The sequence below is a fragment of the Paracoccus sp. SSJ genome (genome assembly GCF_030234105.1).
Classification (GTDB): Bacteria; Pseudomonadota; Alphaproteobacteria; order Rhodobacterales; family Rhodobacteraceae; genus Paracoccus; species Paracoccus denitrificans.
The window spans coordinates 1-24,837 of sequence record NZ_JASSPE010000028.1 but is presented as its reverse complement, the minus strand read 5'-3'; the positions used below and the strand labels follow the sequence as shown (position 1 = coordinate 24,837).

The 24,837-nt window shown below is 64.6% G+C and carries 20 protein-coding genes and 2 pseudogenes; 17 read left to right on the top strand and 5 right to left on the bottom strand.

Going from position 1 to position 24,837, the window contains the following annotated elements:
- Positions 1-55: 55 nt before the first annotated feature.
- The gene (gene traA, locus QPR87_RS20960; protein ID WP_285051222.1) at positions 56-3,025 is read left to right on the top strand and encodes a Ti-type conjugative transfer relaxase TraA; all 2,970 of its coding nucleotides are present in this window, start codon (positions 56-58) and stop codon (positions 3,023-3,025) included.
- A gap of 363 nt (positions 3,026-3,388) precedes the next feature.
- Here the strand turns inward: traA and QPR87_RS20955 are convergent, their stop codons facing one another.
- A complete protein-coding gene (locus QPR87_RS20955) occupies positions 3,389-4,360 on the bottom strand; it encodes a GTP pyrophosphokinase (RefSeq protein ID WP_285051221.1) in 972 nt (323 codons plus the stop codon).
- Positions 4,361-4,380: 20 nt separating this feature from the next.
- Positions 4,381-5,541, bottom strand: coding sequence for a nucleoid-associated protein (locus QPR87_RS20950; protein ID WP_285051220.1), 1,161 nt, complete (start codon positions 5,539-5,541; stop codon positions 4,381-4,383).
- A gap of 538 nt (positions 5,542-6,079) precedes the next feature.
- Between QPR87_RS20950 and QPR87_RS20945 the strand changes: the two genes are divergently transcribed.
- From QPR87_RS20945 to QPR87_RS20925, 5 genes are all read left to right on the top strand, one after another.
- Positions 6,080-6,295, top strand: a complete 216-nt coding sequence (locus QPR87_RS20945; RefSeq protein WP_285051219.1) for a helix-turn-helix transcriptional regulator — start codon at positions 6,080-6,082, stop codon at positions 6,293-6,295.
- Positions 6,285-6,530: a hypothetical protein gene (locus QPR87_RS20940; RefSeq protein WP_285051218.1), complete on the top strand. Its 246-nt coding sequence runs from the start codon at positions 6,285-6,287 to the stop codon at positions 6,528-6,530. Before QPR87_RS20945 ends, QPR87_RS20940 begins: the two co-directional genes overlap by 11 nt.
- Before the next feature lie 69 nt (positions 6,531-6,599).
- A complete protein-coding gene (locus QPR87_RS20935) occupies positions 6,600-7,019 on the top strand; it encodes a putative toxin-antitoxin system toxin component, PIN family (protein ID WP_285051217.1) in 420 nt (139 codons plus the stop codon).
- Positions 7,016-7,270, top strand: coding sequence for a toxin-antitoxin system HicB family antitoxin (locus QPR87_RS20930; protein WP_285051216.1), 255 nt, complete (start codon positions 7,016-7,018; stop codon positions 7,268-7,270). The genes QPR87_RS20935 and QPR87_RS20930 overlap by 4 nt, the downstream gene beginning before the upstream one ends.
- A 69-nt stretch (positions 7,271-7,339) precedes the next feature.
- The gene (locus QPR87_RS20925) at positions 7,340-9,283 is read left to right on the top strand and encodes a recombinase family protein (protein ID WP_285051215.1); all 1,944 of its coding nucleotides are present in this window, start codon (positions 7,340-7,342) and stop codon (positions 9,281-9,283) included.
- A gap of 55 nt (positions 9,284-9,338) precedes the next feature.
- Here QPR87_RS20925 and QPR87_RS20920 read toward each other — a convergent pair.
- A pseudogene (locus tag QPR87_RS20920) lies at positions 9,339-9,590 on the bottom strand (zinc ABC transporter ATP-binding protein AztA); the annotation flags it as partial.
- Between the two features lie 15 nt (positions 9,591-9,605).
- Between QPR87_RS20920 and QPR87_RS20915 the strand changes: the two are divergent.
- Positions 9,606-9,805 (top strand): annotated as a pseudogene (locus tag QPR87_RS20915) (6,7-dimethyl-8-ribityllumazine synthase); the annotation flags it as partial.
- Positions 9,806-9,939: 134 nt separating this feature from the next.
- Here the strand turns inward: QPR87_RS20915 and rhaI are convergent.
- Both rhaI and QPR87_RS20905 read right to left on the bottom strand, forming a co-directional pair.
- On the bottom strand, positions 9,940-11,214 hold the full coding sequence (gene rhaI / locus QPR87_RS20910; protein WP_285051214.1) for an L-rhamnose catabolism isomerase: 1,275 nt from the start codon (positions 11,212-11,214) through the stop codon (positions 9,940-9,942).
- 5 nt (positions 11,215-11,219) lie between these two features.
- On the bottom strand, positions 11,220-13,322 hold the full coding sequence (locus QPR87_RS20905) for a bifunctional rhamnulose-1-phosphate aldolase/short-chain dehydrogenase (RefSeq protein WP_502921632.1): 2,103 nt from the start codon (positions 13,320-13,322) through the stop codon (positions 11,220-11,222).
- Positions 13,323-13,512: 190 nt separating this feature from the next.
- Here QPR87_RS20905 and QPR87_RS20900 point away from each other — a divergent pair, with 190 nt between their 5' ends.
- The 10 genes from QPR87_RS20900 to QPR87_RS20850 form a co-directional block, all read left to right on the top strand.
- Entirely contained in the window at positions 13,513-14,322 is an 810-nt protein-coding gene (locus tag QPR87_RS20900; RefSeq protein WP_285051213.1) for a DeoR/GlpR family DNA-binding transcription regulator, read from the top strand.
- Between the two features lie 30 nt (positions 14,323-14,352).
- Positions 14,353-15,348 carry a rhamnose ABC transporter substrate-binding protein gene (gene rhaS, locus QPR87_RS20895; protein ID WP_285051212.1) on the top strand — a complete coding sequence of 332 codons (996 nt, stop codon included), beginning with the start codon at positions 14,353-14,355 and terminating at the stop codon, positions 15,346-15,348.
- Between the two features lie 63 nt (positions 15,349-15,411).
- Positions 15,412-16,965, top strand: coding sequence for a sugar ABC transporter ATP-binding protein (locus QPR87_RS20890; protein WP_285051211.1), 1,554 nt, complete (start codon positions 15,412-15,414; stop codon positions 16,963-16,965).
- The gene (locus QPR87_RS20885; protein WP_285051210.1) at positions 16,962-17,933 is read left to right on the top strand and encodes an ABC transporter permease; all 972 of its coding nucleotides are present in this window, start codon (positions 16,962-16,964) and stop codon (positions 17,931-17,933) included. The genes QPR87_RS20890 and QPR87_RS20885 overlap by 4 nt, the downstream gene beginning before the upstream one ends.
- Positions 17,930-18,922, top strand: a complete 993-nt coding sequence (locus tag QPR87_RS20880) for an ABC transporter permease (RefSeq protein WP_285051209.1) — start codon at positions 17,930-17,932, stop codon at positions 18,920-18,922. The genes QPR87_RS20885 and QPR87_RS20880 overlap by 4 nt, the downstream gene beginning before the upstream one ends.
- A complete protein-coding gene (locus QPR87_RS20875) occupies positions 18,922-19,236 on the top strand; it encodes an L-rhamnose mutarotase (protein WP_285051208.1) in 315 nt (104 codons plus the stop codon). The genes QPR87_RS20880 and QPR87_RS20875 overlap by 1 nt, the downstream gene beginning before the upstream one ends.
- Positions 19,233-20,585: an FGGY-family carbohydrate kinase gene (locus tag QPR87_RS20870; protein ID WP_285051207.1), complete on the top strand. Its 1,353-nt coding sequence runs from the start codon at positions 19,233-19,235 to the stop codon at positions 20,583-20,585. Before QPR87_RS20875 ends, QPR87_RS20870 begins: the two co-directional genes overlap by 4 nt.
- An 877-nt stretch (positions 20,586-21,462) precedes the next feature.
- Complete coding sequence (gene araD1 / locus QPR87_RS20860; protein WP_285051206.1) at positions 21,463-22,452, top strand: AraD1 family protein; 990 nt, start codon at positions 21,463-21,465, stop codon at positions 22,450-22,452.
- A 9-nt stretch (positions 22,453-22,461) separates the two neighbouring features.
- Entirely contained in the window at positions 22,462-24,216 is a 1,755-nt protein-coding gene (araD, locus tag QPR87_RS20855) for an L-arabinonate dehydratase (RefSeq protein WP_285051205.1), read from the top strand.
- On the top strand, positions 24,216-24,837 hold a 622-nt coding region (locus QPR87_RS20850), incomplete at its 3' end, for a Gfo/Idh/MocA family protein (protein ID WP_285051204.1). The genes araD and QPR87_RS20850, both read left to right, overlap by 1 nt.

Below are 24,837 nucleotides of genomic sequence, written 5' to 3'. Positions count from 1 at the left end.
GCGCGCTTATACGTCGTTCCGACGTGCGCTTGGCCGTGGCAATGCTTGGATCGCGATGGCGATCTATCATCTTCACGTCAAGGTCATCGGCCGCAAGAGCGGCCAGAGCGCGGTGGCGTCCGCCGCCTACCGCTCGGCTTCGCGCCTGCGCGACGAGCGCATCGACCGCGTGCAGGATTTTTCCAACAAGCGCGGTGTCGTTCATTCCGAGATCATGTTGCCGGATAGTGCGCCCGAAGTCTGGTCCGACCGCGAACGGCTCTGGAATGACGTTGAGGCGTTCGAGGTGCGCAAGGACGCCCAGCTTGCCCGCGAGGTCGAGTTCGCCATTCCGCGCGAGATGACGCAGGCGCAGGGCATCGAGCTGGCCCGTGACTTCGCGCGGGCCGAATTTGTCGATCAGGGCATGATCGCCGATCTGAATGTGCATTGGGACATTGGCGAGGACGGGATGCCGAAGCCCCATGCCCATGTCATGCTAACCATGCGCGAGGTCGATGAGGATGGCTTCGGCAAGAAGCAACGCGACTGGAACCGTACCGAGATGGTCGAGCGCTGGCGCGAGCGTTGGGCCGAGCACGTCAACGAGCGGCTTGCTGAACTCGACATTGATGCGCGTATCGACCATCGCAGTCTTGAGGCGCAGGGGATCGGGCTTGAGCCACAAAGCCAGATCGGCGCACCGGCACAAAGGATAGAAGGCGAAGGAATCGAGGCCGCCGACCGCGCCGCGATGCACCGCGAGATCGCGCGCGACAACGGCGCGCGGATCATCGCCGATCCTTCCATTGCGCTGGACGCGATCACACATCAGCAATCGACGTTCACGCGGCGCGACATGGCGATATTCGCGCATCGGCACAGTGACGGCATCGACCAGTTCAACGAGGTGATGGGCGCGATGCGCAACGCGCCCGATCTGGTCGAGCTTGGGCAAGACGGGCGTGGCGAGGATCGGTTCACCACCCGCGAGATGATCGAGACCGAACAGCGCTTGCATCGCTCCACAGATATGATGGCGAAAAAGGAGCTTCACGAGGTCAGCGACAGGGACAGGGAGGCAGCGCTTGCGCGTGCAGAAGAACGCGGACTCATCCTGTCCGGCGAGCAGGCCGACGCGCTGGCGCATGTTACGGACGGGCGCGATCTCGGCATCGTGGTCGGCTATGCCGGGACGGGAAAGAGCGCCATGCTCGGCGTGGCGCGCGAGGCTTGGGAGTCTGCCGGCTATGAGGTTCGTGGCGTAGCGCTCTCCGGCATCGCGGCGGAAAATCTGGAAGGCGGTTCGGGCATTGCGTCCCGCACCATCGCCAGCATGGAACATGGCTGGCAGAACGGCCGCGACATGCTCACCAGCCGCGATGTGCTTGTCATTGACGAGGCGGGCATGGTCGGCACGCGGCAGTTGGAGCGCGTCCTGTCCCACGCAGCAGAAGTCGGCGCAAAGGTGGTGCTGGTCGGCGACCCGCAGCAGTTGCAATCCATCGAGGCCGGGGCCGCCTTCCGTTCCATCCACGAGCGTCATGGCGGCGTAGAAATTGGCGAGGTGCGCCGCCAGCGCGAGGATTGGCAGCGGGACGCCACGCGCGATCTGGCAACCGGCAGGACCGGCGCGGCGATCCGTGCCTATGACCGTCACGACATGGTGCATTCCGCCGAAACACGCGAGCAGGCGCGCGGCGATCTGATCGACCGCTGGGACCGTCAGCGTCAGGCGTCACCGGACGCGAGCCGGATCATTCTCACCCATACCAATGCCGAGGTGCGGGAACTCAACGAGGCCGCCCGCGACCGGATGCGAGAGGCTGGCGATCTGGGCGAGGACGTGCGTGTTACCGTTGAGCGGGGAGAACGCAGTTTCGCCCCCGGCGACCGCGTCATGTTCCTGCAAAACGAGCGCGGGCTTGGCGTGAAAAACGGCACGCTCGGCACCATCGAACAGGTCAGTACGCAGGGCATGACCGTGCAGACCGACGATGGCCGGTCCATTGCTTTCGACCTCAAGGACTACGACCGCATCGACCACGGCTATGCGGCGACCATTCACAAGGCGCAGGGCATGACCGTGGACCGGACGCATGTTCTGGCGACACCGGGCATGGACGCCCACGGCAGCTATGTCGCCCTATCCCGCCACCGTGACGGCATGGACCTGCATTATGGCCGCGGCGACTTCGCCAGTCAGGGCAAACTGGTGAATACCCTGTCACGCGACCGGGCGAAGGATATGGCGTCGGACTACGACCAGATCGACCCGGCCCAGGATTATGCCGAACGGCGCGGTATCACCTTCCGCGCCTGCATCGCCCAGATCATGCGCAGGCTGATGCCGGAGCGTGCGCGCGGTACCATCGATGACATGCTCGACAGATTGCGCGTGCCCGGAGACGGTGTGCCTAGCGCGGAGAGCGTGAGCCAGCCGGAAAGGGGGCAGGCCGAGAGGGCGGGGCCGGCGCGGCAGGCCGAGGCCGACCCGGAAGAAGCCTTGCGCCGCGCCCGCACCAGAGCACTTGTCCGCCATGCCCGCGCGGTGGACGTGATCTTCAGTGCGGACGATCTGGGGAAGAAGGCCAGCCCAGCGCAGTGGCAGGAACTGGTCGATGCCCGCACCGTCTTCGATGAGGTGCGCCCGCACGGCTGGCAGGATGCGGAAGCCGCCTACGGTAAGGACGGGAACCTTGCCCGTGAAGCTGGAGTCGGCAGGATCAGCCGTGCCGTCCGCGCACTCCACCGCGAAACTGAACTTCGTCTCGATACGCAGCGGGCGGATGATTTCGTGGAACGGTTTCGGAAGCTCGACCGGGCCAGCGAACGCCAATATGCGGCGGGCGACTATTCCGGCTACAAGGCTGCCCGCGCGGAGATGGGCAACATGGCGATGAGCCTCGAACGTGATGCGCAGATGGAATCCATGCTCCGGGGGCGCAAGCGCGAACTCGGCATCGACTTCGACTCAGGTCACAGTCTCGGTCGAGACCTCGCCATCAGTCATGGCCTCGGCAGGGGCCGAGGCATCGGTCTCTGAGACGGGGGAGGGCTATGTGGTTGTGGTAACCTGGTGCGTGCCGATAGATGGTGAACTTTAGCCCCATCAGAGACGTTCAGATGCGTGGCAGTGCCAACCATCCTTTGAAGGCGCAGCGAAGAGGATGGCCCAGAGTCGACGGTCAGTATCTAACGCGGCCACGATGCAGCATCCCCATAGCTGCTGCTCAGATTTGACGCAGCGAGGTCGACCCATAAAGATCTGTTGCAGCGTAAGGAGCGCTGGCTCGTTATGGGGACGCATCATCGAAGTAAAGGCATTGGCACTCTGCCACCCTGTCCGTTATTGGCACTTATGGGACGAAAACCGCAAGGCACTTTGGCCGTGCAAATTGCGAAGACCTTATCCGTACATCGACATGCCGAGGTCGCTATATATTAGCTGCAGATCCTGATCCGGAATCGGGCAGTTCACGGAAGCGGTCATTGGCTCGGTCCCGACCTTGAAATAGACTATAAGGATGGTCGGAAGGTTGAATGCGGGGTTTATTTCTGAATGCTCGGCAATGCGCGCCCCAATCCATCGCCTAGAGGAAAGCCATGCTGAAATGTCCGCAGGAGCAACATCGGCAGCATACCTGTCTAGAATCAGTCCATCTAACGGTGTGCTGCCATTACCAGGATGGCGCCCGACAATGTCAGAATACTGCTCCGACAGATGTCGTGCCGTCTCCTTCAACGGATTGACTTGTTCCGCGATTAAATTATTCAGTTGACTGAAATAATCTGCCGTAGCCTCGATCAATGCCATGCTCTTCGCGGCGGCGCGTTTCATACTGGCAGTCGTTTTGATCGATGGCTTGTAAAGGGTATCGTGAGTTATTTCACTGTGGGCATGCTGCAAAAGTGTCCGCAATTGAACTTCGCAGGGGATATCCTCCGGAAGCTCAGCACCATCCTCGAAAAGCAGTCCTGACTTCGATCTGACAACGAAGTGAATCGACTGATAGGCGAACTCATAAGGATGAAGCTCTCGCTCCGCCTCGTGATCTCGTGCACGAACTGGAGTCCAAAACTCGGTCTCAGTCTCAATTGCCTGCGCCATCATCCGGACATCCTCGTCCAAGAGGAGAACCAGCCTGACGCCGACCTTATCTTCTATGTCATTGAAAGGGTCAGAATAATTTTTCTCGGGGCGTAAGAATGCCTTCTGAAGAAGCGACTGATCATCTTTTAGCCGTGGCGGCGCAGGAATACGCGAGAAATGTCCCGCTTGGGACGGCGGGACGCGCGCAGCAATAAGTTCATGCAACCGCTGGAGAACAAGATCCCCCCAACGGCGGTAAGCAGGCTTTGCGGCCTGCCATTGTTCCATGAACTGCTGCTCCTTGTTCGTCATGTCTCTCTGACGAAGGGATCGCTGATCGTAATCACAGTCCTCTCTGCTCCACCTGAGCCATCCGCAGGCTGTAGTGTGTCGATCGCCACCCTCCCATCGGCGATAGCTTCAGGAGATGCGGAGAGTTCAATGTCCGTCCCATACTTAAATTTGCGACGGCGGAGCCGAGTCCTCAGCTCTGCCGTATCCCTCCGAATAGCCCTTTCTGGAAACTGCCTACTCACCATGAATCCGCGGTAATTATCTCTGATTTCGAGCGGCACGTGTCGATCGGCAAACTCCTCTACCGTAAAGGTGGGCGCCTGGTCGTTCTTAACGTAGGTGTACAGTGAATCTTGCACAGCATGCCGCGTCGCTCGATCTGCGATTCTGCTCTTAGCGAAGTCTTGGGTGAGGTTAAAGAACCGCGCCGTCTCGTAGGCGCTATCTTCCATGAATCCGCAGCCAAGGAACGATTCGTAGAAGTAAATGGCCGCAGCTTCGCGATTGCTCGGGACGATCTTATGGTCAAAAACAATAGCTTGCCAACCTGACGCGTCGGCTTGGCGAACCGCCGGTGCAACCATGAAGCCAATCTTATAGAGACGCGTCGCTTGCGTCAAAAACAGATCGTTCACGAACTCGGTAATAATCGCAGTTCCATCGCGTCGACGACGGAAGCCAGCCTGCACTTCGGCTTTGATCGCTCCAACAAATGGCAGATCCTGGTTCCCCGTGATCCCTCGGAACACGATGACTATCCCGCCCGGAATCTGTTGTGACGTTTGTGCTTCCGATAAACGTGTCGGGATCCTTTGTGACTCCACCAGGAAATCCTCCGGCCTCGCGCAAGCCACAAGCGCCTCCGCATCACCATGGAACGACCCTGCGCCTGCCCTGACGATCCGCATCTCGATCGCTTTCGACTTCGCCGACAAGGCGTCTGTAATGCGCAGTCGAAAGGCAGCCATCGCCTCTGGAGAGAGATTCTCTAGCCGTGTACCAAAGTCGGGTTGTAGGATCCGACGATCCTGTCTCCTCTGGAAGACTTCATGAACGACGATGTCACTTACGCGCAAATTCTCCAGCATCTTACCTTCTAAAACTCCTGAATAAGCCACTTTGCCAAGTGATGACGCGGAATTGCTCGAACGTCGATATGAATTCTTGCCGGCCACCACGTCGCCATCGCTTTACTCGAGCATCCCGGCCTAGCCTGTCGGACTGAGGTGGCCCCCGAAACCCTGTCATTTTTCGGAGCTTGCCGTCAACGAAGTCATGGGCGAACAGCGTAGTTGGCAAACGTGAGACCTACAGTGAATGACCGCTGTAGTTGATTTCTACCGATGCGATACCGCTACGTCACGGGCAGCTTTCCGCCCGGCTTGACCCTGCTGGGCTTGCTGGTGTGCCAGTTCTGGTCATCACAGGGAACGGCAGCTAGATTCCGACAACAGCAAGGAGTCCAGTTTCGCCAGCTGCGGCTGCGCCTTGGGCGTGTCTTGCGAATCAGGCTATCGATCCGGCCTCGAATTGTCCGTCAAACGCAGCGTTGAGCCGCGCGAGGGCCGGTGTCCCAGACTCTGGAACCGTCCTATTTGTAGCCTTCTCTACGCTACAGTACGACGGGGTGAAACTTCCTCTTGCCTGCCCGTAACTGCTTGTTCTGTCTGGATCAGGAGCAGTCAGAGACAACCCGCAGGAGGCAGATCAGCCATGCCCGCACCAGATCGCATCATCCGTCTGAACACGGTACTCGCCCGCACCGGGCTGTCCCGGTCCACCATCTACCGCAAGATCGCAGAAGGCACATTCCCGGCCCAGTTCAAGATCAGCACCCACGGCACGGGATGGCGAGAATCCGACATCAACCGATGGGTCGAGAACCCCGTCAAATGGCGGCCAGAGGACGAGGCCGGTGATGGCCGATGACGGAAAGCGTTCTGGCGGGGAGAGGCCAGCCAACGACAACTGCCCACCCGGTAGCCAGGATACTGGCCACGAGAGCAATGCCGTCGAGCGGCTTGACACGGTGGTTCTGATCATCGCCTGGCTGATCGGCAGGCGGATGGCGCGCGAGGATTACGAGAACGCCATGCGTGCCGCCAACGACAATGCGCCGCCGTCCCGAGGCGGGGGTGGGCGGGGGCATGATGACGATGCGTGAGACAGCGGCATGAGGGGAATAGCTGCACGCAATATTGACATCCAATGGGATGTCTATAAATTACCTCCCATGAGGCTGGTTCTGGACACAAACGTGATCGTGGCGGCCTTCCGCAGCCGTAACGGAGCGAGCAACCTGCTACTGCGGATGGTTGACCGGGGGGCGCTGACGCCGCTTTGCTCGACGGCGCTGTTCCTGGAATACGAGGCGGTGCTGAGCCGCGAGGAAACCCGGAAAGTGACGGGGCACAGCCTGGAGGATGTCGCGGCGGTGATGGGCGCGCTTGCCGCCGTGTCCGAGGGCATCGATATCTCGTTCCGGACACGGCCCATGCTGTCCGATGTCGCCGACGAGATGGTGCTGGAGGCTGCGCTGAACGGGCAGGCCGAGGCCATCGTGACGCATAACGTCAAGGACTTCCGCCCGGCGCTGAAGCTGGGTGTTACCATCGCAACGCCGGGAGAGATTGTCAGGAGGCTGAACACATGACGCAGACACAACGCTACAAATACCCGCTGCAACTGCCGCAGTCGCTCAAGGAGACTGCGGCGCGTCTGGCGCAGGAGGACGGCGTGTCGCTCAACCAGTGGATCGTCTCGGCGGTCGCGCAGAAGATCGGGGCCGTGGAGACCGCCGTCGATTTCCTCAAGGCGCGCGCAGGCACGGCGAAGCGCGGCGACCTGACGTCGTTTCTGGATCGTGCGCCGGATGTGCCGCCGATGCCGAAAGACAAGATTTGACTCGCGAAGCGCTACGCCTGCTTGCCACGGGCGAGGATGCCGAGAGTTGACCGAACAGAGGCAATCACCATGACCCGCGCCGCCCTTTATGCCCGCTATTCGGATGACAAGCAGAACGAAGCCTCCATCGAGGACCAGTTCCGGCTCTGCCGGGAACATGCGCAGCGGGAGCGGTGGCAGATCGTCGGCTCCTACGAGGACGCGGCCATATCCGGGGCCAGCACGATCCTGCGTCCGGGGATCCAGCGGCTGATGCGCGATGCGCAGCATGGCGAGTTCAATATCCTCATGGCCGAGGCGCTGGACCGGATCAGCCGCGATCAGGCGGACACCGCCACGCTCTTCAAGCAGTTGAAGTTCGCGGGCGTAACCATCGTGACGCTGGCCGAGGGCGAGATCACCGAGCTTCATGTCGGCCTCAAGGGCACGATGAACGCGCTGTTCCTCAAAGACCTCGCCATGAAAACCCATCGCGGGCTGCGGGGCCGGGTAGAGAAGGGCAAGGCAGGCGGGGGTCTCTGCTATGGCTACAAGGTGGTGAAGAAGCTGGACGGCAACGGCGAGCCGATCCGGGGCGACCGTGAAATCATCCCAGAAGAGGCAGAGATTGTCCGGCGCATCTTCCGCGAGTTCGCATCCGGCAAAAGCCCGAAGGCTATCGCCGTTGATTTGAACAAGGAGGGCATTCCCGGTCCTCTCGGCCGCGCATGGGGCGACACCAGCATCCGGGGTCATCGCAATCGCGGCACCGGCATCGTCAACAACGAGCTCTATGCGGGTGTGCTAGTCTGGAACCGGCTGCGCTTCGTCAAAGACCCCAGTACCGGCAAGCGTGTCTCGCGTCCGAACCCGGAAACCGCATGGATCAGGACCGAGGTGCCGCATCTGCGGATCGTGGACGATGCGCTCTGGAATGCAGTGCGCGAACGCCAGAAGCAGATTGCGGAGATCTTCGGCCCGAACCCAGCCAATACGCGGGAGGGCAGGGCGAAGCGGCTGCATCTGGCGAACCGGCCTGTCTCCCTTCTTTCCGGCCTTCTGACCTGCGGATGCTGCGGCGGGAAGGTCGGTATCATCCTCTCCAACCGGCTGGGCTGCCTGAACCATCACCGGCGCGGCACCTGCACCAACAACCGCACCATCCTGCGCGACAAGCTGGAGGCGCGGGTGCTGGCCGGGCTGCAAGACCGATTGGTCTCGGCCGAAGCGGTGAAGGAAGCCGTGCGCGCCTACATCGAGGAGACCAACCGGCTGAACCACCAGCGCCGGGCACGGCAGGACACCGACCGCCGCGCCTTGGCGAAGATCGAGCGCGCCATCACCGGGATCATCACGGCCATAGAGGACGGCATGTACCAGCCGTCGATGAAGGCCCGCATGGACGAGCTGGAGCGCCAGAAGGCCGAGATCACCTCCCGCATGGCCGAAGCCCCTGTCGATGTGCCGGATGTGCATCCGAATGTGGCCGCGAATTACAGCCGCAATGTCGTGCGCTTCGCCGAAGCCCTGAACGATCCCGATGGGGGCAGGCATGCCGCCGAGGCACTACGCTCGCTGATCGGAGAGGTGATTGTCACGCCCGGCGAAAAGCGGGGCGAGGTTCATGCCGAACTACGCGGCGAGTTGATGGGCATCCTCGGCATCGCGACCGCCCAGCCGGAACAGGGGCGGACACCTGTTATGACACCATTGGCCGCAGGCCCCCGCAACCAAATTCCGCAATATTATCAGCACCTTACACGCAAGCCCCGGTCAACGCCGGGGCTCTGTTTTTTTGCGGTCAACATCTGGTCAACATTAGGGGCCGGACAGAGATGCGACGTGCGGTGTGGGAGGATGGTGAGGCGGTGGATCCCCAGGCGATGGGGCGGCGGGCAAGCAGCAGCGCCTGCGGGAAATGCGCCCGCACCAGATCGAGATCGTGGACGACCACGACCACCGTGCGCCCTTCGCCATGCCAATGCAGGATCAGGCCGATCAGGTCGCGGATGGTCTTTTCGTCGATGGTGTTGAAGGGCTCGTCGAGCAGGATCAGATCGGCATCCTGCACCAGCACCCGGGCGAACAGGGCGCGCTGCAACTGTCCGCCCGAGAGCGAATCGAGGGGCCGGGAGTCGAAACCCCGCAGCCCGACCGCGCGCAGGGCCGCAGCGATCGCCTGCCTGTCTGCGGGGCGGTGGCGGCCCAGCAGGCCCCGCTTCTGCCACAGGCCGAGCGCGACGAGATCCTTCACCCGGGCAGGAAAGCTGCGGTCGAGTTCCGACAGTTGCGGCAGATAGGCGGTGCTGAGGCTAGGCGCAACCCGGCAGGTCCCGCTCATGGGCCTGAGCAGGCCAATGATTTCGTGGCGCAAGCGGTGGTGTCCGGGTTGATGCAGGCGCAGATGGAAACGGGGGTGCCGGTTTTTTGGTCAGCCTTACCCCGCACCATTTCCAGCCGAATGACGAGCATCGCGCATTCTTCCATGCCCATTTCGTGAAGAAGAGCGCGGAGGCCGCCCAGGCCGTCCGCAAGATCGCCGTTCTCGCCATCTGAGCCCGTTGAAAGGCGTAGGCGTCGGGTCGCGGACCCGTCATTTGGGAGGAATGTGATGCGGCGGATCAATTGCTTCCTATGACGTGCCCGGTGCTTTCGAAATACCACCGTTGGCGAGGCTTGATGGTCTTGGCTCAGACGATGCCTCCGCCCCCGGATGCCGTTCTGGGCCTCTCGGCGGCGACCCGCGCGCGATAGCGCGAGGCACGGAAGGTTGCGACTGGATCGATCGCCGCGCCGGCGCGCAGCCGCGCCATTTGCAGGATCGGCTCGACATCGGTGCGGAAGGCCGTCCGCAATGCCGACGCAGCCATCAGCGCATCGTTCTCCGCCCGGAAGCCCTCCAGCGCCGGGCGGTCGACCAGCGAAGCCTGCACGAAGGCGCGCTGGATCTCGCCGGCCGAGACGATCAGGCTTTCGATCGGATCGGTGACATTGTGGCTCTGGTCGATCATATGGGCCAGGTCGAGGCCGGGCGTGTTCTCCAGCTCGACCAGTTCGTTGAAGACCAGGAACAGGCGGAAGGGCTCGATGGTGCCGCTGTCCAGGTCGTCGTCGCCATATTTGCTGTCGTTGAAATGGAAGCCGCCCAGCTTGCCGGCCCGCACCAGCCGCGCCACGATCATCTCGATATTGACGTTCGGGGCGTGATGGCCCAGGTCCACCAGGCATTGCGCCTGCGGGCCCAGTTCCTGCGCGGTCATCAGGCTGGTGCCCCAGTCCTGCACCACGGTCGAATAGAAGGCCGGTTCATAGATCTTGTGCTCGGAAAAGATCCGCCAGTCCTCGGGCAGCCCGGCATAGATCGCCTTCATCGAGTCGAGATAGCGGTCGAACTGCCGCGACAGCGAGGTCTGGCCGGGAAAGTTCGAGCCGTCGCCGATCCAGACGGTCAGCGCCCTGGATCCGATGGCCCGGCCGATCTCGATGCATTCCAGGTTGTGCTCGACCGCCTGCCGGCGCGTCTCCGGGTCGGTATGGCTGAGCGAGCCGAACTTGTAGCTGCGCGCCTGCCCAGGCTGGTCCTGGAAGGTGTTCGAGTTCATGGCGTCGAAGCCCAGCCCGACCTCCTCGGCCTTTTCGCGCAGCAGCGCCGGGTCTTCCTTGTCCCAGGGGATATGCAGGCTGACCCGAGGCGTCGCAGCGGTCAGTTGGTGGATGGTGCCGCAATCGTCCAGCTTGTCCATGATGCCGCGCGGCTCGCCCTCGCCCGGAAACCGGGCGAAGCGGGTGCCGCCGGTGCCGGTCCCCCAGCTGGGAACGGCGACGCCGAAGGACATGGCACGGGCGGTCAACGCCTCGATATCGACGCCCCGGCGCGCAAGACGAGCGCCAAGGGCCTGGTAATCGGCCTGCAGATCGGCCTCGCGGGCGGCGTTTTCCGCCTCGATCACGGATTTCTCGATCATGGTCGTCACCGGGTGAAAGCCTGGACGTTGCCGGCGTCCACGTTCAGGATATTGCCGGTCGATTTCGCGGAAAGGTCGCTGGCAAGGAAATAGGCGGCCTCGGCAATGTCCTCGGGCAGGACCGAGCGTTTCAGCATCGACCGCTGGCGGTACATCTCCTCGAGCCCCTCCTTGTCGGTGCCATAGGTCGAGGCGCGCTGGTCCAGCCACTCGCCCTCCCAGATGCGCGAGCCGCGCAGCACGGCGTCGGGGTTCACCACGTTGACGCGGATCCCCGCCTCGGCCCCCTCCAGGGCCAGGCAGCGGGCCAGATGGATCTCGGCCGCCTTGGCGGTGCAATAGGCGCTGGCATTGGGGCTGGCCGCCAGACCGTTCTTGGAGGCGACGAAGATCACCGAGCCGCCGATCTTCTGGATGCGGAACAGGCGAAACGCCTCGCGCGAGACCAGGAAATAGCCGGTGGAAAGGATGTCCATGTTCTTGTTCCACAACGCCAGCGAGGTTTCCTCGACCCGGGCCGAAGAGGCGATCCCGGCATTCGAGACCAGGATGTCGATGCCGCCGAACTCGACCGCCGTTTCGGCATAGGCGCTTGCGACCTGGTTCTCGTCGGTGACGTTCACCGAAACCGAGCGGATCGCGTCGGGGCCGAAGCTGCCGGCCAGCCCGTCATGCGCGCGCCTGAGGGCATCGGCATCGATATCGGCCAGCATCACGCAGGCGCCTTCGCGCAGGAAACGCTCGGCCGTGGCGGCGCCGATGCCGCCCGCGCCGCCGGTGACCAGCGCCACCCGCCCGGCCAGCGATTTCGGCTTTGGCAGCCGCTGCAGCTTCGCCTCCTCCAGCAGCCAGTATTCGATGTCGAAGGCTTCCTGCTCGGGCAGGCCCTGATAGGTGGACACCGCGCTGGCCCCGCGCATCACGTTGATGGCGTTGACGTAGAACTCGGCCGAGATGCGCGCCGTGGCCTTGTCCAGCGCAAAGGTGATCATGCCGACGCCCGGCACCAGGTAGACCACGGCATTGGGGTCGCGCAGCGCGGGGCTGTCGGGGTGCTTGCAGCGGTCGTAATAGGCGGTGTAATCGGCGCGGTAATCGGCGACGGCCTTTTCAAGGCCGGCGATGGTCGCGTCCAGGTCCGGGTTGGCGGGGTCGAAATCCACGACCAGCGGCCGGATCTTGGTGCGCAGGAAATGGTCCGGGCAGGAGGTGCCCAGGGGCGCAAGGGTTTCAAGCGCATTCGAGCCGACAAAGTCCAGGACCGCGGGCTGGTCGTCGAAATGGCCGACCTTGTAACGCTCTTTCGAGATCAGGCCGCGAATCACCGGCATCAGCCGGGCCGCGATGTTGCGACGTTCTGCTTCGGGCAGCGTGGGAACCTTCGCCCCACCGAAGGCAGGCTTGCCCGCGGTCTTTCCCTCCAGCCAGGCGGCGGCCTTGTTGATGATCTCCAGTGTGGTCAGATAGCAGTCCTTGGCATCATCCGCCCAGGTGAAAAGCCCGTGGCTTTCCAGCACCGCGCCGCGCATCTTCGGGTTCTCGGTCGCCAGCTTCTCCAGCCACAGACCCAGCTCATAGCCCGGCTTTTTCCAAGGCAGCCAACCGATCTCGTTGCCGAAGATCTCGGCTGTCAGTTCTTTCGAATTGACCGAGGCGGCGATGGCGATGATCGCGTCGGAATGCACGTGGTCAACGTGGCGACGGGGCACATAGGCGTGCAGCGGCGTGTCGATCGAGGCGGCGCGCGGGTTCAGACCGAAGGTGCAGTGGGGCAGGCAGCCGACCATCTCGTCCTCATGCGCGGGGCCGCGATACTTGCCCTTCAGCGCGTGCAGCCGGCTCATATAGAGCGTGGCGAAGCCATCTATCTTCATCGAGCCGATATCACCGCCCGAGCCCTTGACCCAAAGCACCTCGACGGATTCGCCGGTCAGTGGATCGGTCTCGATCACCTTGGCCGAGGTGTTGCCGCCACCGTAATTGGTGACGCGCTTGTCCGACCCGAGCAGGTTCGAGCGATAGAGCAGCTTTTCCGATTCGCTCATGGGCGCAGCCTTGGCGTCGTCCCACAGGTTTTCCAATCGGTTGGCGGTCATTGTCATGGTCATGGTCATGCGATCCTCCCCTTTCGGGCGGCGGTTGCCGCGCGGTCAGGAGACGCATAACCTTGCGTCCGCCTCAAAGTCAATCATTTTCAATCAATCTCGATCAATAAACGCCATATGAACGCTGCATACGCTTAAAAATGATTGACAATGCGCGAAATTGATGGAAACTGAGTCGCCAAGGGAGTGAGACATGCTGGAAACCGAACGTCACCGCATCATTCTGTCCGCCGTGCAGGAGCGGCCGGTCGTTACCGTTGCCGATCTCTGTGCGCTGACCGGCGCATCAGAGGCGACGGTGCGGCGCGACATCGCCCAGCTGCATGTCGGCAAGAAGCTGCGGCGGGTGCGTGGCGGCGCCGAGGCCATTGCGCCGCCGCAATTCGTCGGGATCAATGCACGGCCCTTTGCGGTCGATCAGACGATCAATATCGCTCAGAAACGCGCAATCGCCCAAGCGGCGGTCGAACTGTGCCAGGATGGCGATGCCATCATCATCAACGGTGGAACGACCACCTTCCAGATGGTGCATCCGCTGTCCACCCGACGCCTGCAGGTCTTTACCAACAGCTTTCCTATTGCCGAGCACCTGCTCAAGCATTCCAAGAACACCGTGCTGGTTCCGGCGGGCGCCATCTATCGCGAACAGAACATCATCCTGTCGCCCTTCGACGAGGACGGCAGCAACCACTTCTATGCCCGGCTGATGTTCATGGGTTGCCGTGGCCTGGGGCCGCTGGGGTTGATGGAGGGTGATCCGCTGCTGGTCCAGGCCGAGCAGAAGCTGATCGACCAGGCTGACGAGTTGGTGGTGCTGGCCGACAGCTCGAAGTTTCGCCAGCGCTCCAGCCTGCTGCTTTGCCCGCTGACACGCATCCACACCGTCATCACCGATGACGGAATCGAGGATCGCGCCGCCAAGATGCTGGAGGCGGCCGATATCCGCCTGATCGTGGTCGAGGCGGCAGCGGCTTCAAACCGGAAGAAACGCGCCGAGGAGTAAGGCGCGACATCGCTCATAGGGGAGGAAGACATGAGCATTCTGAGCAAGATCCTGACCACCGCCGCAGTCGCCGGCGTGCTGATGACCGGCGCCGCCCAAGCCGAGAACCTGCGCATCGCGCTGGTCGCCAAGGCGCTTGGCATCGGCTTTTTCGAGGCGGCCAACAAGGGCGCCCAAGAGGCTGCGCGAGAACTCGGCGATGTCGAGATCATCTATACCGGCCCGACCGACACCACCGCCGAGGGTCAGATTGAGGTCATCAACAGCCTGATCGCGCAAAGGGTCGATGCCATCGCCATCAGCGCCAATGACACCGATGCGCTGGTGCCCACCCTGAAAAAGGCCATGCAGCGCGGCATCACCGTCATCAGCTGGGATTCCGGCGTCGCGCCGGCGGGCCGGCAGATGCAGCTGAACCCGTCCTCCGCACCGCTGATCGGCAATACGATCATCAAGCTGGCCGCCGATCACCTGCCCCCCGAGGGCGGCGAGGTCGCGGTGCTTTCGGCCACCACCACCTCGACCAACCAGAACACCTGGATCGCCGAGATGAACAAGGTCGCGGGCGACTATCCGAACGTAAAGGTGGTGGGGACGGTCTATGGCGACGACCTGGCTGACAAGTCCTATCGTGAGGCGCAGGGCCTGATGCAGACCTATCCGAATCTCAAGGCGATCATCGCGCCGACCTCGGTGGGCATCGTCGCTGCGGCGCAGGCGGCCACCGATGCTGGCAAGATCGGCCAGGTGAACGTGACCGGCCTCGGCCTGCCGTCGGAAATGGCCGGTCATGTCAAGTCGGGGGTCTCGGAAAGCTTCGCGATCTGGAACCCCATCGACCTGGGCTATTCGGCGACCATGGCCGCCTATCACCTGGCCAAGGGCGATGCCAAGGCCGAGCCGGGCGCGACCATCCCGATCGGCCGCATGGGCGAGATCACGCTGGACGAGAACACCGAGGCCGCCATGGCCGATCCCTTCGTCTACGATGCCGGCAACATCGACCAATTCAGCTCGATCTTCTGATCGCCGGAACGCTGCCCCGGCGCGCAGGACGCACCGGGGATCCCTGCCTCAAAGGATGTTATCATGCAGGCTGAGTATCGGCCGCAGGACGGCGCAGCCACGGTGCTGTCGCTGCGCGGCATCGTCAAGACCTTTCCCGGAGTGCGTGCGCTTGGTGGCGTGCAACTCGACCTCTATTCTGGCCAGGTGACCGCGCTGATCGGCGAGAACGGTGCGGGCAAGTCCACCATCGTCAAGATCCTGACCGGCATCTACCAGCCCGACGAGGGCGAGATCCTGGTGGATGGCCGGCCTGTCGCCTTTCCTACCGCCCAGGCTGCGGGCGAGGCGGGCGTGACCGCGATCCATCAGGAAACCGTGCTCTTCGACGAGTTGACGGTGGCCGAGAACATCTTTATCGGCCATGCGCCCCGCAACCGCTGGGGCCTGATCGACCGGCGCGCCATGCGCGAGCGTGCCCGCGCCATCCTGGAAGGCATCGGCGCCGATCTGAACCCCACTGTGCGGCTGCGCGATCTGGGTATCGCCAGCAAGCACCTGGTCGCCATCGCCCGCGCCCTGTCCATCGACGCCCGCGTCGTCATCATGGACGAGCCGACCGCCGCGCTGTCGCACAAGGAGATCGCCGAACTTTACGACCTGGTGGAGAAGCTCAAGGCGCAGGGCAAGGCCATCCTGTTCATCAGCCATAAGTTCGACGAGATCTTCCGCATCGCCGACCGCTGGACCGTGTTCCGCGACGGCCAGTTCGTCGACCACGGGCTGATGCAGGATGTGACCGAAGCCGATCTGGTGCGCATGATGGTCGGTCGCTCGGTCGACCAGATCTATCCCAAGCGTCCGGCTCGGATCGGCGAACCGGTGCTGACCGTCGCCGGCTACAGCCACCCGACCGAGTTCGCGGACATCACCTTCACCCTGCATCGCGGCGAGATCCTGGGCTTTTACGGCCTGGTCGGCGCCGGGCGCTCCGAAGTGATGCAGGCGCTGTTCGGCATCACCCGGCCCTCGAAAGGCGCCTGCCGGATCGAGGGCAAGGTGCGGGTCATCCGCTCGACCGCGCAGGCGGTTGAGGCCGGCATCGTCTATGTCCCCGAGGATCGCGGCCGGCAGGGCGCCGTCAAGGGGCTGCCCATCTTTCAGAACGTCACCCTGCCGTCGCTGGCGCGCACCAGCCGAGCGGGCTTCCTGCGCCTGACCGAGGAATTCGCGCTGGCCCGCGAATACACCCAGCGGCTGGACCTGCGGGCGGCGAGCCTCGATCAGGATGTGGCTTTGCTGTCGGGCGGCAACCAGCAAAAGGTTGTCATCGCCAAATGGCTGGCCACACGTCCGCGCGTCATCATCCTGGACGAGCCGACCAAGGGCATCGACATCGGCTCCAAGGCGGCGGTGCATGACTTCATGTCCGAACTGGCCAGCCAAGGCCTATCGGTGATCATGGTCAGCAGCGAGATCCCCGAAGTGCTGGGCATGTCCGACCGGGTGATCGTCATGCGCGAGGGCCGCATCGCCGGCGAGTTCGCAGGCGAGCGGATGACGCCGGAAAACCTGGTGCGTGCCGCCGTCGGCCTGGACCGCGATGCCCCGCGTCCCGGCGAAGGAGAAGCCGCATGAGCATGCTGAAATCGCGCGAGACGATCCTGGCCCTGGCCATTCTGGCGCTGCTGGCCGCCATCGCCAGCCGCTTTCCCGGCTTCGTCGCGCCGCGCAACCTGGCGCGGGTGCTGACCGATACCTCGCCGCTGATCCTGCTGGCGCTGGGTCAGATGGCGGTGATCCTGACGAAATGCATCGACCTGTCGGTCGCGGCCAACCTGGCGCTGTGCGGCATGGTCGCGGCGCTGATGAACGGGGCCGGGGTGCCCTTGCCGGTGATCCTGCTGGCGGTGGTCCTGCTGGGCGCGGCGCTGGGGGCGGTGAACGGGCTGCTGGTCTGGCGGCTGGGCATTCCGTCCATCGTCGTCACGCTGGGCACGATGACGATCTATCGCGGCTCGATCTTCCTGATGACCGGCGGCGCCTGGATCAACGCCCATCAGATGAGCGATGCGTTCAAGGCCTTCCCCCGCACCGTCGTCCTGGGCCTGCCGGTCATGGCCTGGATCGGCCTTGCCGGCATCGCGGCCATGGCGCTGCTGCTGACGCGGACGCCGTTGGGCCGTGCCTTCTACGCGGTCGGCGGCAATCCCCATGCTGCGGTCTATACCGGCATCTCGGTCGGGCGCACGCAATGCGCGGCCTTCGTGCTTTCCGGCGCGCTGGCCGGGCTGACCGGCTATCTCTGGGTCGCGCGCTATGCCGTGGCCTATGTCGACATCGCCGCGGGGTTCGAGCTTGACGTGGTCGCGGCCTGCGTGATCGGGGGCATCGCGATCGCGGGCGGCGCGGGCTCGGTCGCCGGGGCGGTCATGGGCGCGCTGTTCCTGGGCATCATCAAGAACGCGCTGCCGGTCGTCGGCATCTCGCCCTTCTGGCAGATGGCGATCTCGGGAAGCGCGATCCTTCTGGCCATCGCCTTCAACGCGGCCAGCCGCCGCGATCCCGGCCGCATCATCCTGAAACAGGCGGAGCATCGGACATGACCACCGCGATCAACGGACGCCACATTCCCGACCGCCTGAGCAGTCCCGCCGCGCGCGCGCTGAAAAGCTGGGAGGCGCTGCTGCTGGTCGTCGCCATCGCCATCTTCATCCTGAACGCGCTGGCCTCGCCCTATTTCCTCGATCCGTGGAACCTGTCGGACGCCAGCTTCAACTTCACCGAAAAGGCGATGATCGCCTTCGCCATGGCCATGCTGATCGTCGCCGGCGAGATCGACCTTTCCGTGGGTGCGATCATCGCGCTGGCCTCGACGGTGATGGGCCTGGCGATGACGGCGGGCGCCCCGACCCCGGTGCTGGTCCTGCTTGGGCTGGGGACGGGTCTGCTTTGCGGGGCCTTCAACGGGCTTCTGGTCGCGGGCTTCGGCCTGCCCTCCATCGTCGTGACCATCGGCACGATGAGCCTGTTTCGCGGCGTCAGTTATATCGTGCTGGGCGACGGCGCCTTCACCGGCTACCCCGAGAGCTTCGCCTGGTTCGGGCAGGGCTATGTCTTCTGGGTCATCACGGTCGAGCTGGTGATCTTCGCCCTGGCCGCGCTGGTCTTCGGCATCCTGCTGCACCGCACCAGCTTCGGCCGCATGGTCTATGCCATCGGCAACAACGCCACCGCCGCGCGCTTCTCGGGCATCCGGGTCGAGCGCGTCCGCTTCGCCCTGTTCCTGCTCACCGGGCTGATGAGCGGCATCGCCGCGATCTGCCTGACCTCGCGGCTGGGCTCGACCCGGCCCTCGATCGCCGCCGGTTTCGAGCTCGAAGTGGTGACCATCGTCGTGCTGGGCGGGGTCAGCATCCTGGGCGGTTCGGGCAGCGTCCTGGGCGTGGTGCTGGCGGCGCTGGTGATGGGGCTGGTGACCTTCGGCCTCGGCCTGCTGAACGTTCCCGGCATCGTCATGTCCATCGTCACCGGCGCGCTGCTGATCTCGGTCATCGCCCTCCCGCGGCTCTGGGCCATGGCGCGGAGGCGGTGATGCAGAAACATGCTTTCCGGATGATGCTGAAGCCCGGCATGGCCGAGGAATACCGCCGCCGCCATGACGCGATCTGGCCCGAACTCGTCGTCTTGCTGAAGCAGGCGGGGGTGCAGGACTATTCGATCCATCTCGACCCCGAAACCGATGCGCTCTTCGCGGTGCTCTGGCGCCCGGACGATCACGGCATGGACGATCTGCCGGCGCATCCGGTGGTGCGGCGCTGGTGGGCGCATATGGCCGACATCATGGAAACCCGTCCCGACGACGAGCCGGTGGCGGTGCCTCTGATCCCGATGTTCCACCTGCCATGACCCATGTCGCCGTCATCGACATCGGCAAGACCAATGCCAAGCTGGCGCTGGTCGATGGCGGGACGCTGGCCGAGATCGCCGTCGTCACCCGCCCGAACCGTTCCTTGCCCGGCCCGCCCTGGCCTCATGTCGATCTGGATGGGCATTGGCGGTTCTTCCTGACGCATCTGGGGGCCTTCCAGGCCGAGCATGGCGTGGATGCGATCTCGATCACCACGCATGGCGCTGCGGCCGTGCTGCTGGACCGGCAGGGCCGCGTGGCGGCGCCGATGCTGGATTACGAGCATTCCGGGCCGGATGCGCTGGCGGCGCGCTATGACGCGATCCGGCCGGATTTCGCGCTGACCGGCTCGCCCCGGCTGTCGCTGGGGCTGAACCTCGGCGCGCAGCTTCACTGGCTGCTGGCCGCCCATCCCGATCTTGCCGGGCGCGTCGCGCATGTCGTGACCTATCCGCAATACTGGGGCTGGCGGCTGACCGGCGAACTGGCCTCGGACATGACCTCGCTCGGTTGCCACACCGATCTCTGGGATCCGTGGCAGGGCCGTTTCTCGCCGCTGGTCGAGCGGCTGGGGCTGGCCGGCCGCTTCGCGCCCGCGCGCCGCTCGAACGAGGTGCTGGGCGGGCTGTCGCCCGAGGTCGCGGGCTGGACCGGCATTCCCGCCGGCACCCCGGTCGCGGTCGGCATCCATGACAGCAACGCCTCGCTTTTCCCGCATGTACTGGCGCGGCAGGCGCCCTTCGCGGTGGTCTCGACCGGCACCTGGGTGGTGGCCATGGCGGTGGGCGGCGCGGGTGAACGGCTGGATCCGGCGCGCGACGTCCTGGTCAATGTCAGCGCGCTTGGCCGACCCGTGCCCTCGGCCCGGTTCATGGGCGGGCGCGAATTCGAGATCATCCGCGCCGGCAGCACGGCCCAGCCCTCCGACGGGGATCGCGCCGCCGTGCTGGATGCCGGCCTGATGATCCTGCCGGCGGTCGAGCCGGGCTCGGGCCCGTTCCGAGGCCGCGAGATGGAATGGACCCGCCGACCGGCGACCGACGGGCAGTGCATGGTCGCCTTGTCCTGGTATCTGGCGCTGATGACGGCGACCTGCCTCGATCTGGTCGGGGCGCAGGGGCCCACGATCATCGAGGGGCCCTTCGCGCGAAACGGCGACTTTCTCGATATGCTGTCGGCCTTGTGCGGCGAGGGCGTCGAAACCGCGGCCTCAGCCACCGGCACATCCGTCGGTGCGGCTCTGCTCTGCCTGCCGGATGCGGTGGTCGAACAAGGCAGGCCACGCCTCATGCCCGCTCACGCCGAAGCGCTGCGCGGCTATGCTGCCGAATGGTTTGAACATCTGTAAGCGGCGGCCCGCACTTCGGGCGGGTGATCGTAGCTTCCTCCGTTGGAGGTCACCGATGTTGCGGGAACATCAAATTGGTGTGCCACAAGAGTTTGCCGGCTTGTTCTGCTGTTCACAGGATTAAGACGCCTCTTTCCGTGGCACCTCCCCATCTCTCCCAGGCTCCAAGTTTCGGTAACGGGGTTGTCCCAGTCAAGTTGTTTTGCGCAGGCGCAATGCGCCGCCGGGCCGCGGTCTTATGTGTGTATCAAATGGACTGCTTTCCTGCTTGGCAGCCTTCGTGTGAGATCGACCTGGGTGCATGCTTCGGTCCGTGGCCGGCGCCGTGGCCGCCAACATTATGCTGGTTCAATGCAATTCCGACCTCCCCATCCCATTGGCGTGCTCGACATGGTCGGCATCAGTCCTGAGCACGGCATCACCGGAACCGCGTCCCGTGGGAACCTAGAAGACCCGCGATCAGAGAGGCAGCAGCCTGCAACCTGCGCATCCAATACCGTCCGTGGCCGCCGCCCTGAGCGATATTGGTCGGTTAGCCCCTCAATCCGATGCTCGGCAAACCGGCGACGCCATTTTCCCACCGTGTGCTCGCCATGCCCAAGCCGAAGCCCCACGTGATTAGCATGCTGCGGGAGAGGCACAAGGTATACCAATCTAGGCATACAGAATGGCATTAATGTAATTTTATTATCATGTAGATTACTCGCTATCGTGCTGGCTAGGCCCTCCGGGTCGACGCGGCCATGCGCTGCGAGGGAGAGGAAATCATGTCATCCAGAGTTGCCGCCACTGTATTGGCGATCATCTTTCCATGTTCCGCCAACTGGGACGGGCTGCAGTCACCGCATCACCCCAACTGAGAATGTAAGGCTGATCCATGTTTTTGTCGCAATTGCTTTTGCCGGATGGCGGCCGTGCGGTGGCCTTGCGTGACGGCGATGCCGCGCATCTGGTTCCGGGCGTGGACAGCACCCGCGCCCTGGCGCTGGCCGCCATCGCCGCCGGGCGCGGGCTGGCCGACGAGGCGGCGCGCCGCGGCCAAGGCGCGGCGGTGGACCTGGCCGCTGCGCTTGCCGAGGGGCGGGTTCTGCCGCCCGTGGATCATCCCGACCCGGCGCATCTGCATCTGACCGGCACCGGGCTCACGCATCTGGGCTCGGCCGCGACACGGGACGCGATGCATGGCGCGCCCGATGCGGGCGAGCTGACCGACAGCATGAAGATGTTCCGCATGGGGCTGGAGGGCGGCAAGCCGCGCCCGGGCGAGGTGGGCGTGCAGCCGGAATGGTTCTACAAGGGTAACGGCCATGCGGTGGCAGCGCCGGGCGCGGCGCTGGCCTCGCCCGACTTCGCGCTGGACGCGGGCGAGGAGCCCGAGATCGCCGGGCTCTACCTGATCGGCCCGGACGGCACGCCCTTTCGCCTGGGCTTTGCGCTTGGCAACGAGTTCTCGGACCATGTGACCGAGCGCGGCAACTACCTGTGGCTCGCGCATTCCAAGCTGCGCCCGGCAAGCTATGGCCCCGAGATGCTGCTGGGCGATCTGCCGCAGCATGTCGAGGGCACCAGCCGCATCCTGCGCGACGGGGCGGTGCTTTGGGAAAGGCCCTTCCTGTCGGGCGAGGCGAACATGAGCCACAGCATCGCCAACCTGGAACGCCACCATTTCAAGTACCCGCTGTTCCGGCAGCCGGGCGACGTGCATGTGCATTTCTTCGGCACGGCGACGCTGTCCTTTGCCGACGGCGTCCATGCCCGGCCGGGCGACGTGTTCCAGATCGAGGCCCCCGCGCTCGGCCTGCCGCTGCGCAACCCGCTGGTCCAGATGCCCAACGATGCGGCGCCGGTCGCCGTCGCCACCCTCTAGAGGTCGCCCATGTCCAGCACGCCGTCCTTTACCCCTGCCCCATGGCCGCGCCAGCTTCGTTCGCAGCACTGGTATGGCGGCACCTCGCGCGACGCGATCTATCACCGCGGCTGGATGAAGAACCAGGGCTATCCGCACGACCTGTTCGACGGCCGCCCGGTGATCGGCATCCTGAACACCTGGTCGGACCTGACGCCCTGCAACGGCCATCTGCGCGAGCTGGCGGAAAAGGTGAAGGCGGGGGTCTGGGAGGCCGGCGGCTTTCCGGTCGAGGTGCCGGTTTTCTCGGCCAGCGAGAACACCTTCCGCCCGACCGCGATGATGTTTCGCAACCTCGCGGCGCTGGCCATCGAAGAGACGATCCGCGGCCAGCCCATCGACGGGGCGGTGCTGCTGGTGGGCTGCGACAAGACCACGCCCAGCCTGCTGATGGGGGCGGCCTCGACCGACATCCCCTCGATCGTCGTTACCGGCGGGCCGATGCTGAACGGCTGGTTCCGGGGCGAGCGCATCGGCTCGGGCACGCATCTGTGGAAATTCTCCGAGGCCGTGAAGGCGGGAGAGATGACGCAGGCCGAGTTCCTGGAGGCCGAGGCCAGCATGTCGCGGTCCTCGGGCACCTGCAACACCATGGGCACTGCCAGCACCATGGCGAGCATGGCCGAGGCGCTGGGGATGGCGCTGTCGGGCAATGCCGCGATCCCGGCGGTGGATTCGCGCCGCCGCACCATGGCGCAGCTGTCGGGCCGGCGCATCGTGCAGATGGTCAGGGACGACCTGAAGCCCAGCGACATCCTGACCAAGCAGGCCTTCGAGAACGCGATCCGCACCAATGGCGCCATCGGCGGCTCGACCAACGCGGTGATCCACCTGCTGGCGCTGGCGGGCCGGGTCGGGGTCGATGTGACGCTGGCGGACTGGGACCGGCTGGGGCGCGACGTCAAGACCATCGTGAACCTGATGCCCTCGGGCCAATACCTGATGGAGGAATTCTTTCATGCCGGCGGCCTGCCGGTGGTCATCAAGCGGCTGGGCGAGGCCGGGCAGCTTCACCGCGACGCGCTGACCGTCAGCGGCGCCACGATCTGGGACGAGGTCAAGGAGGTGGTGAACTGGAACGAGGAGGTGATCCTGCCCGCCGACCGGCCGCTGACCGACCAGGGCGGCATCGCTGTACTGCGCGGCAACCTGGCGCCGAACGGGGCGGTGCTGAAGCCCTCGGCCGCCAGCCCGCACCTGATGGTGCATCGCGGCCGGGCGGTCGTCTTCGAGGACATCGACGACTACAAGGCCAGGATCGAGGACGAGGCGCTGGACATCGACGAGACCTGCGTCATGGTGCTGAAGAACTGCGGCCCCAGGGGCTATCCCGGCATGGCCGAGGTCGGCAACATGGGCCTGCCGCCCAAGGTGCTGCGCAAGGGCATCACCGACATGGTGCGGGTGTCCGATGCGCGCATGTCGGGGACGGCTTACGGCACCGTGGTGCTGCATACCTCGCCCGAGGCGGCGGCGGGCGGGCCGCTGGCCGTGGTCCGCGACGGCGACATGATCGAACTGGACGTGCCGAACCGCCGGCTGCACCTGGACATTTCGGACGCGGAACTGGCGGCGCGGCTGGCGGCGTGGAAGCCGCTGTCCGACCAGCCTGCCAGCGGCTATGCCTGGCTGCACCAGCAGCATGTCATGGGCGCGGATACCGGCGCGGACCTGGATTTCCTGCGCGGCTGCCGCGGCAACCCGGTCGGAAAGGACAGCCACTGATGCGGATCGCGCTCGTCGGCATCGGCAAGATCGCGCTGGACCAGCACGTTCCGGCGCTGGCCTCCAGCCCGGACTGGGAACTGGCCGCGACGGTCAGCCGCCACGGCCGGGTCGATGGGGTCGAGGCCTTCCCGCGCATCGAGGCCATGCTGGAGGCCCGCCCCGACATCGGTGCCGTCAGCCTGTGCCTGCCGCCCGTGCCGCGCTTTCAGGCGGCGCAGGCGGTGCTGCGCGCCGGCCGCCACCTGATGCTGGAAAAGCCGCCCGGCGCGACGCTGGCCGAGGTGCATATCCTGCGCGATCTGGCGCAGGCGCAGGGCGTGACGCTGTATGCCAGCTGGCATTCGCGCATGGCCCATGCGGTGGCGGCGGCCAAGGCGTGGCTGGCCGGCCGCGTGATCCGCGAGGGCCGGATCACCTGGCGCGAGGACGTGCGCAAATGGCATCCCGGCCAGGACTGGATCTTTCAGGCCGGCGGCATGGGCGTCTTCGACCCCGGCATCAACGCGCTGTCGATCCTGACCGAGATCCTGCCCGAGCCGGTGCATGTCGCCGAGGCCGAGCTGGATTTCCCCGAGAACCGCCAGGCCCCCATCGCCGCGCGGCTGAGCCTGTCGCATG